This is a genomic window from Streptomyces sp. NRRL F-5755 (assembly GCF_001279365.1).
GTDB lineage: Bacteria > Actinomycetota > Actinomycetes > Streptomycetales > Streptomycetaceae > Streptomyces > Streptomyces rimosus.
In genome coordinates this window covers 87,217-99,816 of sequence record NZ_LGCW01000025.1, presented here as the reverse complement: position 1 = coordinate 99,816, position 12,600 = coordinate 87,217, and the positions used below count along the sequence as shown (strand labels likewise).

Annotated in this window: 10 protein-coding genes; 7 read left to right on the top strand and 3 right to left on the bottom strand. The window is 73.0% G+C overall.

Going from position 1 to position 12,600, the window contains the following annotated elements:
• Nucleotides 1-188 precede the first annotated feature (188 nt).
• Together ADK86_RS05105 and ADK86_RS05100 are read left to right on the top strand one after the other, a co-directional pair.
• Nucleotides 189-1,019 carry a helix-turn-helix transcriptional regulator gene (locus tag ADK86_RS05105; RefSeq protein WP_234345717.1) on the top strand — a complete coding sequence of 277 codons (831 nt, stop codon included), beginning with the start codon at nucleotides 189-191 and terminating at the stop codon, nucleotides 1,017-1,019.
• Between the two features lie 94 nt (nucleotides 1,020-1,113).
• Nucleotides 1,114-1,467, top strand: a complete 354-nt coding sequence (locus ADK86_RS05100) for a hypothetical protein (RefSeq protein WP_033022087.1) — start codon at nucleotides 1,114-1,116, stop codon at nucleotides 1,465-1,467.
• An 18-nt stretch (nucleotides 1,468-1,485) separates the two neighbouring features.
• On the opposite strand, the gene ADK86_RS05095 is transcribed toward ADK86_RS05100, so the two are convergent.
• Complete coding sequence (locus ADK86_RS05095) at nucleotides 1,486-3,096, bottom strand: class I adenylate-forming enzyme family protein (RefSeq protein ID WP_234345715.1); 1,611 nt, start codon at nucleotides 3,094-3,096, stop codon at nucleotides 1,486-1,488.
• A 289-nt stretch (nucleotides 3,097-3,385) separates the two neighbouring features.
• Between ADK86_RS05095 and ADK86_RS05090 the strand changes: the two genes are divergently transcribed.
• From ADK86_RS05090 to era, 5 genes are all read left to right on the top strand, one after another.
• On the top strand, nucleotides 3,386-5,005 hold the full coding sequence (locus ADK86_RS05090; RefSeq protein WP_078951822.1) for an NAD(P)-binding domain-containing protein: 1,620 nt from the start codon (nucleotides 3,386-3,388) through the stop codon (nucleotides 5,003-5,005).
• Complete coding sequence (locus ADK86_RS05085; RefSeq protein WP_199834355.1) at nucleotides 5,002-6,102, top strand: alpha-hydroxy acid oxidase; 1,101 nt, start codon at nucleotides 5,002-5,004, stop codon at nucleotides 6,100-6,102. Before ADK86_RS05090 ends, ADK86_RS05085 begins: the two co-directional genes overlap by 4 nt.
• Nucleotides 6,099-7,523, top strand: coding sequence for a cytochrome P450 (locus ADK86_RS05080; RefSeq protein WP_053695482.1), 1,425 nt, complete (start codon nucleotides 6,099-6,101; stop codon nucleotides 7,521-7,523). The genes ADK86_RS05085 and ADK86_RS05080 overlap by 4 nt, the downstream gene beginning before the upstream one ends.
• A gap of 81 nt (nucleotides 7,524-7,604) precedes the next feature.
• Entirely contained in the window at nucleotides 7,605-8,873 is a 1,269-nt protein-coding gene (locus ADK86_RS05075; RefSeq protein ID WP_053695481.1) for a cation:proton antiporter, read from the top strand.
• A gap of 75 nt (nucleotides 8,874-8,948) precedes the next feature.
• Nucleotides 8,949-9,896 (top strand): GTPase Era, encoded by a 948-nt coding sequence (era, locus tag ADK86_RS05070; protein WP_420718824.1) that lies wholly within the window; start codon nucleotides 8,949-8,951, stop codon nucleotides 9,894-9,896.
• A gap of 16 nt (nucleotides 9,897-9,912) precedes the next feature.
• Here the strand turns inward: era and ADK86_RS05065 are convergent, their stop codons facing one another.
• On the bottom strand, nucleotides 9,913-11,172 hold the full coding sequence (locus tag ADK86_RS05065) for an MFS transporter (RefSeq protein WP_053695479.1): 1,260 nt from the start codon (nucleotides 11,170-11,172) through the stop codon (nucleotides 9,913-9,915).
• Entirely contained in the window at nucleotides 11,169-12,557 is a 1,389-nt protein-coding gene (locus ADK86_RS05060) for a GH1 family beta-glucosidase (RefSeq protein WP_053695478.1), read from the bottom strand. The genes ADK86_RS05065 and ADK86_RS05060 overlap by 4 nt, the downstream gene beginning before the upstream one ends.
• Nucleotides 12,558-12,600 lie beyond the last annotated feature (43 nt).

Below are 12,600 nucleotides of genomic sequence, written 5' to 3'. Positions count from 1 at the left end.
GATGGTACTGCAGGGGGGACCCTGTGGGAGAGTAGGACGCCGCCGAACAATCATTGTGGGGAAGCCCCGCACCGTATGGTGCGGGGCTTTTCTGCGTTTAGAGTCGATGCGGACCTAAGCGCAGAGCGATCGACAGGGGGAACAGCGTGGCCACATCACGCCGCCGCCAGGAACTTCGCGACTTCCTGATGAGCCGCCGGGCCCGGGTCAGCCCGGCCGACGCCGGCCTGCCCGACGGAGGCCGCCGCCGTACGCCGGGACTGCGCCGCGAAGAGGTCGCGGTGCTCGCGGGGGTCGGCGCCTCCTGGTACCAGTGGCTGGAGCAGGGACGGGACATCACCGTCTCGCCGCACGTACTGGACTCCGTGGCGCGGGTGCTGCGGCTGAGTGACACCGAGCGGCGGCACCTGTACGTACTGGCCGGGCTCAACCCGCCGCTGCGGCAGGACCCGGACCCCGCGGTGCGCGACATGAGCGAAGGACTGCAACGGCTGATCGACGCGTGGATGCCGTTCCCGGCGCACATCCTCGATCCGTACTGGAACTGCGTCGCCTACAACGAGGCAGCCCGGCTGGTCCTCAATTACGGCCAGGAAGGCTCCCGTTCCAACTGCCTGATCTCTTACTTCACCGATCCGGTCTACCGCTCCCGCGCCGCCAGCTGGGAGCGGAACGCGCCGACGATCGTGGCGCAGTACCGGGCGGCGTGGTCGGAGCGGGCCGGTGACGAGGGGTACGAGGACGTCGTACGGGAGGTGTCCGCGGCCAGCGCGGAGTTCGCGGAGCTGTGGGCGCGCGGGGACGTGCAGGACGGCGGGCAGATCCACAAGGAGCTGGAGCACCCGCTCGTCGGCACGCTGCTGTTCGAGGCCACCCAGCTGCGGGTGCCGGCCCGCCCGGACCTGACCATCGTGCTGCACAATCCGCGCCGGACGGCGGAGGCGGACACGGCGGCGAAGCTGGAGTGGCTCACCTCGCCGGAGGGCCGCCGGGGCGGGATGTATTCGGTGGCGGGCTGACGGCCGGCCCAGGGCCGTACGGTACGCCGGACCGCCGTGCAGTCGTAGGCCCCCCCGCGCCTCCCGCGTCCCCCGGACGCATATGCTCGCCCGTATGAGCGAAGCCGCACCGCTGGACCCGGAAGACCGCAAGATCATCACGCTGGCCCGTTCCGCGCGGGCCCGCAACGGCGTGCCGGAAGGCGCCGCCGTCCGCGACGAGACCGGGCGCACGTATGTCGCCGGTACCGTCGCGCTGGAGTCGTTGCAGCTCAGCGCGTTGCGTACGGCGGTCGCGATGGCCGTCGCGAGCGGTGCGCAGTCGCTGGAGGCCGCCGCCGTGGTGACCGCGGCGGAGACGGCGACGGCCGAGGACCTCGCGGCCGTACGGGACCTGGGCGGCGCCGGGACGCCGGTGCTGGTCGCCGGTCCGGACGGCACGCTGCGGGCCACGGTCGAGGCGGGCTGACCGGCCGCGGCGCCTCCCTCACCCGGAGCGGACCGCACCCCCGACCGAGCCCCCGTCCCCGACCGCACTCCCGTCGCCCACCAAGCCCCCGGCCCCGACCAGTCCCAGCAGGGCCCGCTTGTCCGGTTTGCCGCTCCCCGCGACCGGCACCTCCGAGATGACGGTGATCGTGGCGGGCACGCTCGCGGGGCCCAGCTCCGCCGCGACGTGCGTGCGCAGCGCGGCCGGGTCGGGCCGCCGTTCCGCCGTCGGTACGACGAACGCGTGGGCGGCCTCGCCGGTCCGCTCGTCCGGCGCGCCCACGACATACGCCTGGTCCACGTCCGGGTGCCGGGCCAGTGCCTGTTCGATGGCGCCCGCGTAGTGCAGTACGGCGTTGACGATGATCACCTCGCGGGTGCGCCCGGTGAGCCGCAGGAAGCCGTGCTCGTCGAGGCGGCCGAGGTCGCGGGTGCGCACCCAGCCGTCGCGCAGCACGGCGCGGGTCTCCGCCGCGTCGTGCCAGTAACCGGCCAGCGCCCCGGCGGTACGGACCCAGATCTCCCCGGTGGCGCCGTCGGCCGGCGGCTGCCCGCCGCCCGGGTCCCGTACGTCGATCTCCACCCCGTCCAGGGGCCGCCCCACCGTGCCGTACACCGACCGGGGCCCGTGGGCGAGGTCGTCGGGCGTGAGCAGGGTCAGCATGCCGGTCTCGGTCTGCCCGTATCCCTGGTGCACGACCGGGCCGAGCCGCTCGGTGGCCTCGGCGAGGCGGTGCGGGGCCAGCGGGGATCCGGCCACGAGCAGGGCGTGCAGGCTGCTGGTGTCCATGGGCTCGGTACGCAGGGTGTCGAGGATGTGGTATAGCCGGGGGACGGTGAGCAGGCAGGCGGTGATGCGGTGCCGGGCGAAGACCTCCGGGAAGGACGGCGGCGGGTCGGGGATGACGGCGGTGCCGCCGCCGAGGAGGCACAGCCCCAGATGCTCGAAGATCACCGCGCTGGTGAGGGTGCCGAAGAGCAGGAAGCGCGCGTAGGCGGCGGCGAGCGTAGAGGTCCGCGCGGTCCAGCGGGCGGGCTGCCACGACCAGCTTGTGCTCAGGCTGCGGTAGGTGTGGGCGCACCGCTTGGGCTGGCCGGTGCTGCCGCTGGTCAGGGTGATCAGGGCGATGTCGTCCGGGCGGCCGCGGGGTACGAGGTCGTCCGGTGAGGCGGTGACCGCCGTACTCAACAGGTCCTTTTCCAGGCGGAGTCGGGCGAGGCCATCGGCAGCCGTGAAGAGTTCGGGGGTGCCCGACGGCTCGTCGTGCACCAGGACGTCGATGCCGTCGGCCAGGATCTGCGCGAGGTGCCGCGGCGGCAGTCCGGGGCGCAGGCCGGTCAGCCGGGCGCCCAGCAGGTGCACCGCCAGGTGCAGGGCGAACGTCTCGGGAGTGACGCCGGCGGCGACCGCGACGGACGAGCCCGGGCCGACGCCCGCGGCGCGCAGTCCGCGTACGCAGCGGGCGGCCCGGTCCAGGACCTCGTGGCGCGGGACGGCGCGTCCCCGGTGTTCGAAGGCCGCCGTGTCCGGCTGCCGGCGGAAGGCGTCGACGAGGGCGTGCGGGAAGACGTGGTCGCGGGGCAAAGGGCTTTCGGCTGGCTGATTCATTTCGCTGCATCCGCTCCTGGAGGTGAACGGCTGAAATGCGTCACGGGACCGGCGGGACAAGCGGGGCGTGGCGTACGGGCGGAGCAATGCGGGGCCCGCCGGGGCGCGACAGAACGGCGTTCCGGGTAAAAGTCCCGGACCTTGTGACACTGGCTTCCGTAGCGTACTCGCAAACCTCAAAAAAGGTGTGACGCATATCACTTATTCGCGCACTGGTGCCGTGCTTTAACACTCAAGTAATGTCGGTTTCCGCTCCATCTCCATCCTTCGCAGGTGACAGGAGAATTGCGTGAGCCACGAAGAAACGACGGACTATCTGGTGGTCGGTGCGGGGCCCGCTGGATTACAGGCCGGATATTTTCTGCAGCAGGCCGGGCGCAGTTATCTCATCGTGGAGGCCGGTGCGGCCCCCGGTACGTTCTTCACCCGCTTTCCCCGGCACCGCACGCTCATCTCCATCAACAAGGTGCACACCGGGTGGGACGACCCCGAGCTGAACATGCGCACCGACTGGAACTCCCTGCTCTCCGACGAGCGCACCCCGCTGTTCACCGCCCGCACCCCGCGCTATTTCCCCGCCGCCGACGAGATGGTCGGCTATCTCGCCGACTTCGCCGCCACCCACCGGCTCCGCATCCGGTACGACACCCACGTCACCGAGATCTCCCGGCCGGACGGCGGCCCGTCGGGACCCGGCGACTTCCACGTCCGTACCGCGGACGGCACCGTCCTGCGCGCCCGGCGGCTCATCGTCGCGACCGGCGTGACCCGCCCGTACGTACCCGCCATCGAGGGCGTCGAGACGGTCGAGCGCTACGACGAGGTGGACGTGGACCCGGCCGCCTTCACCGGGCAGCGGGTGCTGATCATCGGCCGGGGCAACTCCGCGTTCGAAACCGCGGACAACCTCATCGAGACCGCCGCCGTCATCCACGTCGCCGGTCCCGGCTCGCTGAAGTTCGCCTGGCAGACCCATTTCGTCGGACACCTGCGGGCCGTCAACAACAACTTCCTCGACACCTATCAGCTGAAATTGCAGAACGCGGTACTGGACGGCAACATCCTGCGTATCCGGCGGCAGCCGGACGGCACCTATAAGGTCTCCGTGTCCTTTTCCCGGGTCCAGGAAGTCGTCAAGGACATCGTGTACGACCGGGTCATCCTCGCCACCGGATTCCGCTTCGACCCGACGATATTCGCCCCGGCGTGCCGCCCCGAACTGGCGATCAACGACAGATTCCCCGCGCAGACCGACGCCTGGGAATCCACGAACGTACCCGGGCTGTACTTCGCCGGCACCATCACCCAGGTACGCGATTTCAAGAAAACCACCAGTGGTTTCATCCACGGCTTCCGGTACGGCGTACGGGCCCTGCACCGCATCCTCGAAGCCCGCCACCACGGCCGGCCCTGGCCCGCCCGAGCGCTGCCCGGCACCGCCGAGGCGGTCACCGACGCGGCGATCGCCCGCGTCAACCGCAGCTCGGCGCTCTTCCAGATGTTCGGCTTCCTCGCCGACGCGGTGCTCGTCGACCGGGACGGCACGGCCCGCTACTGCGAGGAGGTCCCGGTCGACCATCTGCACACCGCCGTCGCGGACGGCGGCTTCGGCGACATCGACCGGTACTTCACCGTCACCCTCGAATACGGCGAGGGCCACGACAAGGTGAACCCGTTCGACATCACCGCGGGCCGCAACTCCCAGCAGGACACCACCGGCCTGGACGGCCGCTACCTGCACCCCGTGATCCGCGCCTTCGACGGCGCGGCGCCCGGCAAGGCGACCGCCGAGCACCACGTCACCGAGAACCTCGAAAACGAGTGGGACAGCGAGGAGGTCCACCGCGCGCCCCTGCGGAGCTTCCTGCGTACCCGGCTCTCCGAGCGGGACGCGGCGGCCCGGCCGTGATCCCCACCCTCGCCGACCTGCACGAACAGGCGCGGGAACGGCTCGACCCCCGGGTGTACGACTACTTCGCCGGCGGCGCCGGCGGGGAGACGGCCCTGCGCGAGAACGAGGCGGCGTTCCGCAGGCTCGCCCTGCTGCCGCGCGTCCTGCGCGGGGCGGCCACCCGCGACCTGTCCGTCACGCTGTGCGGCGACCGCCTGTCCCTGCCCGTCCTGGTCTCGCCCACCGCCTTCCACCGCCTCGCCCACCCGGAAGGCGAACTCGCCACCGCCCGCGCGACGGCGGCGGCCGGCACGGTCCTGGTCACCGGCATGGCGGCGACCGTGCCGGTGGCCGAGGTGACCGCCGCCGCCCGCGCGGTACGGGCCGACGCGCCCGTGTGGTTCCAGCTCTATCTGCAACCCGAACCGGAGGTCACGCTCGCGCTGGTGCGCCGGGCGGAGCGGGCCGGGTGCTCGGCACTGGTCGTCACCGTCGATTCGCCGGTCTTCGGCCGCCGCGAACGCGACGCCCGGCACGGCTTCGACGACCTGCCCGACGGCCTGGCCGCCGAGAACATGCGCGGCCTGCCCGGCGCCCCGGACGGCCGCCCCCGCGACATCGCCATGACGCCGGGACTCTCCTGGGACGACCTGCGCCGGCTGCGGGCGCAGACCCGGCTGCCGGTGCTGCTCAAGGGCATCCTGCACCCTTCGGACGCCCGGATCGCCGTCGCCGAGGGCGTGGACGGCCTGCTGGTCTCCAACCACGGCGGCCGTCAGCTCGACGCCGCACCGGCGAGCATCGAGGCGCTGCCCGCCGTCGTCCTGGCCGTCGCGGGCCGGGTGCCGGTGCTGCTGGACGGCGGCGTACGGCGGGGCTCGGACGCCGCCGTGGCCCTCGCCCTGGGCGCGTCGGCCGTGGGCGTCGGCCGCCCGGTGCTGTGGGGCCTGGCCGCGGACGGCGAGAAGGGCGTCCGGCACGTACTGGAGCTGCTGCGCGCCGAGTTCGACCACGTACTGGCGCTGTGCGGCGGCAGCAGTCCGGCCGACCTCGGGCCGGACCTGGTGGTCGCGCGGGGGAGTGCGCGCGGCGAAGGCGAAGGGGAGGCCCGATGAACCCCCGCCGCACCGCCAAGCTGCTCGCCGCCGCGGCCGGTCTCCTCTCCGTCCCGTACTGGCTGCCGCGCTCCGTCGTCGCCGCCCGCGTCGCGCTCTTCGCGCGGATCAACGGCGACGAAGGCATCGCCTTCCCGAGCGCCGACGTCCCCGCCGACCGCTTCCAGGAGATCTACTCCCACCCCGCCGCCAACGGCCGCAGCCGGGGCGCCGCCCTCTCGGACCTCTTCTGGTACTGGCTCGCGCCCGGCCCCGAGGTGCACCAGGAGCACCTGGAGGACGGCCCGCGCTACGACGAGGTCGCCCGTACCACCCTCGCCGTGCTGTCCGGGCCCAGCCGCGAGCTGTCCGCCGCGGTGGCCCGCCGTACCGCCGCCGTGCTCGACGAACTGGTCACCGGCCGGGCCGAGTTGGTCCGGCTGCGCGACCTGATGATGCCGGTGTGGGCGGAGTTCTTCTACGGACTCGTCTTCCGCGAACCGTGCCCGCCGTACGTCCGGCGCCTGATCGTGGACAACGCCGCCGACGTGGTCAACTCCCTGAAGTGCACCCGGCTCCGCCACCCGGCCCGCCGTGCCCGCCTCACCCGCCACCTGCGGCAGCGCATCGCCGCCGGGACCGTACCGCCGCACCACCTGCCGGGCTCCCTCACGCCCGACGAGCAGGCGTACTACCTCCAGGGCACCTTCTTCAACACGGCCATCGTCCAGATGTCCGAGGCCATGGCCCACCTGCTGCTGGTCCTCGCCCAGCACCCGGAGGCGCAGCGCAGGCTGGCCGCCGGACCGGACGACGACCGGTACTTCTCCAACGTCCTCAACGAGACGCTGCGCCTCTACCCGCTCTTCGGCGTCGCCCACCGCATCAGCACGGACGACATCCCGCTCGGCCCCGGCACGGCCATCCCCGCCGGCTCCGTCCTGTGCTTCAACTACCCCGACTACCACGCCACCGGCTACTCCGACCCCGAGGTCTTCGACCCCGCCCGCTGGGACCGCCTGGTGGCCAAGGAGCAGCACCACATCCCGTTCGGCGTCGCCGCCAACCGGCCCTGCCCGGCCTGGCGGCTCGCCCCGCTGGCCATGCACGCCGCGACCCGCGAGGTGCTGCGCCGCTTCACCCTCCACTCCACCGTCGCCCACACCCGCTCCATCCCGCACCGCGCCCCGTGCCTGCTGGTCCGGCGCGACCGCCCGCTGCCGAAGCACCGGCTGCTCGCCGCCCGGGTCTTTCTGAGGGTGCGCGACCGGTGGGAGGACGTGTGGCGCAGCTGCGTCCAGCTCGTCCTCGGTACGTGGATGGTGCTCGACGCCCGCCGCCTGCGCCCGGCCGAGCGCTACTTCGCCACCCACGACACGCAGGGCGTCCCGCTGCCGGGCACCGTCCCGGCCCCGGCGCGCTGTCCGTACCCGCACGCCTGACCCCCGAGCCCGCCCTGTCCGGGCCCGGCACCCGGGCCCGCCCGTTCCCGTACGTCCCCGCGAGCCGAAGGGCGTTCCGTCATGTCCACCACCGAGTTGGGGCCGGTCTTCTTCCTGGCCGTCGTCGTCATCCTGCTCGTCTGCCGGCTGGTCGGCCGGGCCCTGCGCGCGCTGGGCCAGCCGCCCGTGGTGGGCGAGATGGCCGCCGGCGTGGTGCTGGGGCCGTCCGTGCTGGGCCTGCTGGCGCCCGGTGTGGAGGCGGCGCTCTTCCCGCCGGAACTGCGGCCCGCGCTGTATGTCGCCGGGCAGATCGGCCTGGTCGTCTTCATGTTCCAGACGGGCTACGAGTTCCGTACGGCGGGCATCCGGAGGGTGGCCAAGCCGGCCACGATGATCTCCGCGGCCGGCATCCTCGTACCGTTCGCGCTGGGCGTGGGGCTGACCTACGCCGTCCACGACAGCGTCGATGTCTTCCCGAAGGACGTGGCCGTCGGCGTCTGCGGGCTCTTCGTCGGCGTGACCCTCGCGATCACCGCGTTCCCCATGCTGGCCCGCATCATCACCGAGCGCGGCCTGACCGGCACCCGCTTCGGCTCGCTGTCCCTGGCGTCCGGCGCGGTGGACGACGCGCTGGCGTGGGTGCTGCTCGCCGGGGTGCTGGGCATGGCCGGCAGCGGCACCGGGCCGCTGCTCGTCGCCCTCGCCGGGAGCGCCGGCCTGGTGGTCGTCCTCGCGCTGCTCGCCCGCTCCGGCACCCGCCTGGCGGGCCTCACCCACCGCCGCGCCCCCGACGAGCTGCTGCTGGTCACCGTCGTCCTGCTGTTCCTCGCCGCCTGGTACACCGACCGCATCGGCCTGTACGCGGTCTTCGGCGCGTTCAGCCTGGGCGTGGTCTTCCCGCGCTCCGAGGCGGTGGACCGCGCGATCGAGGCGATCGGGCCGATCAGCCGAATCGTCTTCCTGCCGCTGTTCTTCACCTACTCCGGCCTGAACACCGACTTCGCGCTGCTGGCCTCGCCCGGCCTGCTGCTGTTCACCGTGGCCTGTGTCGCCCTGGCCGTCCTCGGCAAGCTGGGCGCCTGCTGGCTGGCGGCCCGGGCGGCGGGGGAGGAGGGCGCGGTCGCGCTGCGCATCGGGACGCTGATGAACGCGCGGGGCCTGATGCAGCTCATCGCGATCAACATCGGCCTGGCGGCCGGCATCGTGACGCCGTCACTGTTCGCGGTGCTGGTCGTGGTGGCGCTGGTGACGACGGTGATGGCGACCCCGCTGCTGACCCTGTGGGACCGCATCGACGCCCGCCGGGCGGTCGGCCGACCGCGGGCGGAGCGGGTCGGCGCCGCGCCCTGAGCCGGGCCGCGTACGGTACGGGCCGCCGGCCGCCGCCCGACCGGGTGGTCGGCGCGGCTCCGGCGATCGGGGACAATGGGCGCCATGAGCGTTCCCACAGAGTCCTCCGCACCGCACCGCGCCGGCTTCGCCTGCTTCGTCGGCCGCCCGAACGCGGGCAAGTCGACCCTCACGAACGCTCTGGTCGGCACAAAGGTGGCCATCACCTCCAACCGCCCGCAGACCACCCGGCACACCGTGCGCGGCATCGTGCACCGCCCGGACGCCCAGCTCGTCCTGGTCGACACCCCGGGCCTGCACAAGCCGCGCACTCTGCTGGGCGAGCGGCTCAACGACGTCGTGCGCACCACCTGGGCCGAGGTCGACGTGATCGGCTTCTGCCTGCCCGCCGACCAGAAGCTCGGCCCCGGCGACCGCTTCATCGCGGGCGAGCTGGCCGGGATCAAGAAGACCCCGAAGATCGCCATCGTCACCAAGACCGACCTGGTCGACTCCAAGCAGCTCGCCGAACAGCTCCTCGCGGTCGACCAGCTCGGCCGGGAGCTGGGCATCGAGTGGGCGGAGATCATTCCGGTCTCGGCCGTCGGCGACAAGCAGGTGCAGCTCGTCGCCGACCTGCTCGTCCCGATGCTCCCCGAGAGCCCCCCGCTCTACCCCGAGGGCGACCTCACCGACGAGCCCGAGCAGGTCATGGTCGCCGAGCTGATCCGCGAGGCGGCCCTCGAAGGCGTACGGGACGAGCTGCCGCACTCCATCGCCGTCGTCGTCGAGGAGATGCTGCCGCGCGAGGACCGCCCGGCCGACAAGCCGCTGCTGGACATCCACGCCAACGTCTACATCGAGCGGCCCAGCCAGAAGGGGATCATCATCGGCCCCAAGGGCAGGCGGCTGAAGGAGGTCGGCATGAAGTCCCGCAAGCACATCGAGGCGCTGCTCGGCACGCCGGTCTACCTCGACCTGCACGTCAAGGTCGCCAAGGACTGGCAGCGCGACCCGAAGCAGCTGCGCAAGCTCGGCTTCTGAGACCCGCAGGGCCCGCTCACTCCACCCCGCGAATGCGCCGCACCAGCAGCGCCCCCGCCAGCCCGATGCCCGCCGCGAGCAGGTACAGCACCGGGTAGCCGCCCAGGTACATCACGACCGGCGCGGCCAGCGCGGGGGCGGCGACCTGCGGCAGCGAGTTGGCGATGTTGATGATGCCGAGGTCCCTGCCCCGGTCGGCGGCGGTCGGCAGCACGTCCGTCATCAGCGCGAAGTCCACCGACGTGAAGACGCCGAAGCCGATGCCCAGCAGCGCGGCGGCGACCAGCGCGCCGGTCCAGGTCTGCCACCCGGCGAGCAGCGCGGTGGCCACCGCCATGATCACACCGGACCACAGGACGAACGGTTTGCGCCGTCCCGTACGGTCCGACCAGATCCCGCCGACGACGACCGTGGCGAGCAGCAGCACACCGTTGACGGCGGTCAGCACCAGCACGCCGTCCTCGGGGTGCGGCCGGTGCAGTGCGTCGCGCAGGTAGTACAGCAGGTAGAGCAGGGCGATCGCGTTGCCGAGGTTGACCAGGAAGCGGGTCAGCCAGGCCCAGGCCAGGTCGGGGTGGCGGCGCGGGCTGATCCGGAATCCGGCGAGGAAGGCCCGCCACGCGAACGGCGGCCGGTCGCCGCGCCCGATCCGCAGGTCCCGGTAGCGCAGTACGTACGGCAGCGTGGCCAGCACCGTGAAGACGGCGCACGCCACGTACCCCGCCGCGATGCCGCCGGCGGCGGACGCCAGCCCCGTACCGGCCACCACCCCCAGGAACTGCGCCGCGCCCAGCCAGCCGCCGACCGTGCCGCGCTGGGCATGCGGCACACGGTCCGGCACGGCCGCGGTCACCGCCGCGAACGCGGCGTTGAGCGCCAGCTGCACCAGACACCACCCGGCCGCCATGGCGGCGACGCCCCGGGCCGCCGCCAGCAGGCACAGCGCCGCCGCGCCGCCGAGGACACCGGCCGCGATCCACGGCGTACGGCGCCCGAAGCGGGACGCCGTACGGTCCGACAGCGCCCCGAAGAGCGGGTTGGCGACGAGGGAGACCGCGGCGCCCAGGCCCGTGACCCAGGCCAGCACCGACTCCTTCGACATGCCGGACGGCGCCAGCTCGGCCGCCTGGAGGGCCAGCAGGACCTGGATCGGGCCGTACCAGCCGGCCCAGACCGCCCCGTTCGCCAGCGCCAGCGCGGCGGTCCAGCCGCGGCCCACGCGCACGGCCGGCTCGGCGAGGGCCCCGGGCGTCTCCGCGGCCCCCGCCCCGGTCACCGCTGCGCCCGCAGCGCGTCCCGCAGCCAGTGGTACGACGCCTTCGGCGTGCGCGCCAGCGTCCCGTAATCGACGTGCACCAGCCCGAACCTGCGGGCGTACCCCTCGGCCCACTCGAAGTTGTCCAGCAGCGACCAGACGAAGTATCCGCGCACGTCCACCCCGGCGGTGACCGCGTCGTGCACGGCCCGGATGTGTGCGTCCAGGAAGATGATCCGCTCCCGGTCCTCGACGCCCTCGTACGAGCAGCCGTTCTCGGTGATGACGACCGGCGGCAGACGCTCGCCGTACCGGTCGCGGAACCCGGTCAGCAGCTCGGTCAGCGCCGCGGGCACCACCGGCCAGCCGAAGTCCGTCAGCGGATACCCCTCGATCGCCCGCGGCGCGAACGGCAGCCCCGGCGGCAGCTCGATCCCCGCGAACGCGGTCGGCCCGCCGCCTGCCGCCTCCGGCGCCCCGACCTTCGTCGGCTGGTAGTAGTTCACCCCGTACCAGTCCAGCGGCTCACCGATGATCCGCAGGTCGTCGTCCAGGTCAGCCCCGGACAGCAGCGCCGCCGTCAGCTCCTCCTCCGGATAGCGCCCGAGCAGCACCGGCTCCGCGAACAACCGATTCAGCAGCAGGTCGTACAGCCCCGCCGCCTCCTGGTCGGCGGCCGACTCCGACGCGGCCCACGTGGGCCCGTGGGAATTGGCAATCCCGATATTGCCAGCTCCCCGCGCCCGCAGCGCCTGTACGGCCAGCCCGTGCCCCAGCAGCTGATGGTGTGCCGCGGGAAGCGCTTCGAACCCCAGCTGCCTGCCCGGCGCGTGCTGCCCCAGCCCGTACCCCAGCAGCGTCAGCTCGGCGGGCTCGTTGAGCGTGATCCACCGGTCCACCCGGTCCCCGAGCCGCGCCGCGACGGCATCCGCGTACGCCGCGAACCGCCGCGCCGTGTCCCGCTCCAGCCAGCCGCCCGCCGCCTCGACGGCCTGCGGCGTGTCCCAGTGGAAGAGCGTCGGCACCGGCCGGACGCCCGCCGCGCACAGCTCGTCCACCAGCCGGTCGTAGAAGTCCAGCCCCGCCGCGTTGACCCGCGGCCCGCCGTCCGGCATCACCCGGGGCCAGGCCACCGAGAACCGGTATGCGCCGGCGCCCAGCTCCTTGATCAGCGCCACGTCTTCCCGGTACCGGTGGTAGTGATCGGTCGCCACCCGCGCGTCCGATCCGTCCTTGATCCGGCCGGCCTCCGCGGCGAAGCCGTCCCACACCGACCGCCCCCGCCCGTCCTCGTCCACCGCCCCCTCGATCTGATGGGCGGAGGTCGACACCCCCCACAGGAACCCCTCGGGAAAGCGGGGCAACGCAGACGACGAGGTCCCGTCCGGCACACGCGAAGCGTCCATGCGCCGGATAGTGATTACCGCCGCGTATGGGTGTCAAGAGGCG

What these genes read in the sequence shown, in the direction of transcription:
- ADK86_RS05105 (WP_234345717.1), top strand. Translation starts at nt 189, where the DNA reads ATGAGCCGCCGGGCCCGGGTCAGCCCGGCCGACGCCGGCCTGCCCGAC.
- ADK86_RS05100 (WP_033022087.1), top strand. Translation starts at nt 1,114, where the DNA reads ATGAGCGAAGCCGCACCGCTGGACCCGGAAGACCGCAAGATCATCACG.
- ADK86_RS05095 (WP_234345715.1), bottom strand. Translation starts at nt 3,096, where the DNA reads ATGAATCAGCCAGCCGAAAGCCCTTTGCCCCGCGACCACGTCTTCCCG.
- ADK86_RS05080 (WP_053695482.1), top strand. Translation starts at nt 6,099, where the DNA reads ATGAACCCCCGCCGCACCGCCAAGCTGCTCGCCGCCGCGGCCGGTCTC.
- ADK86_RS05075 (WP_053695481.1), top strand. Translation starts at nt 7,605, where the DNA reads ATGTCCACCACCGAGTTGGGGCCGGTCTTCTTCCTGGCCGTCGTCGTC.
- era (WP_420718824.1), top strand. Translation starts at nt 8,949, where the DNA reads ATGGGCGCCATGAGCGTTCCCACAGAGTCCTCCGCACCGCACCGCGCC.
- ADK86_RS05060 (WP_053695478.1), bottom strand. Translation starts at nt 12,557, where the DNA reads ATGGACGCTTCGCGTGTGCCGGACGGGACCTCGTCGTCTGCGTTGCCC.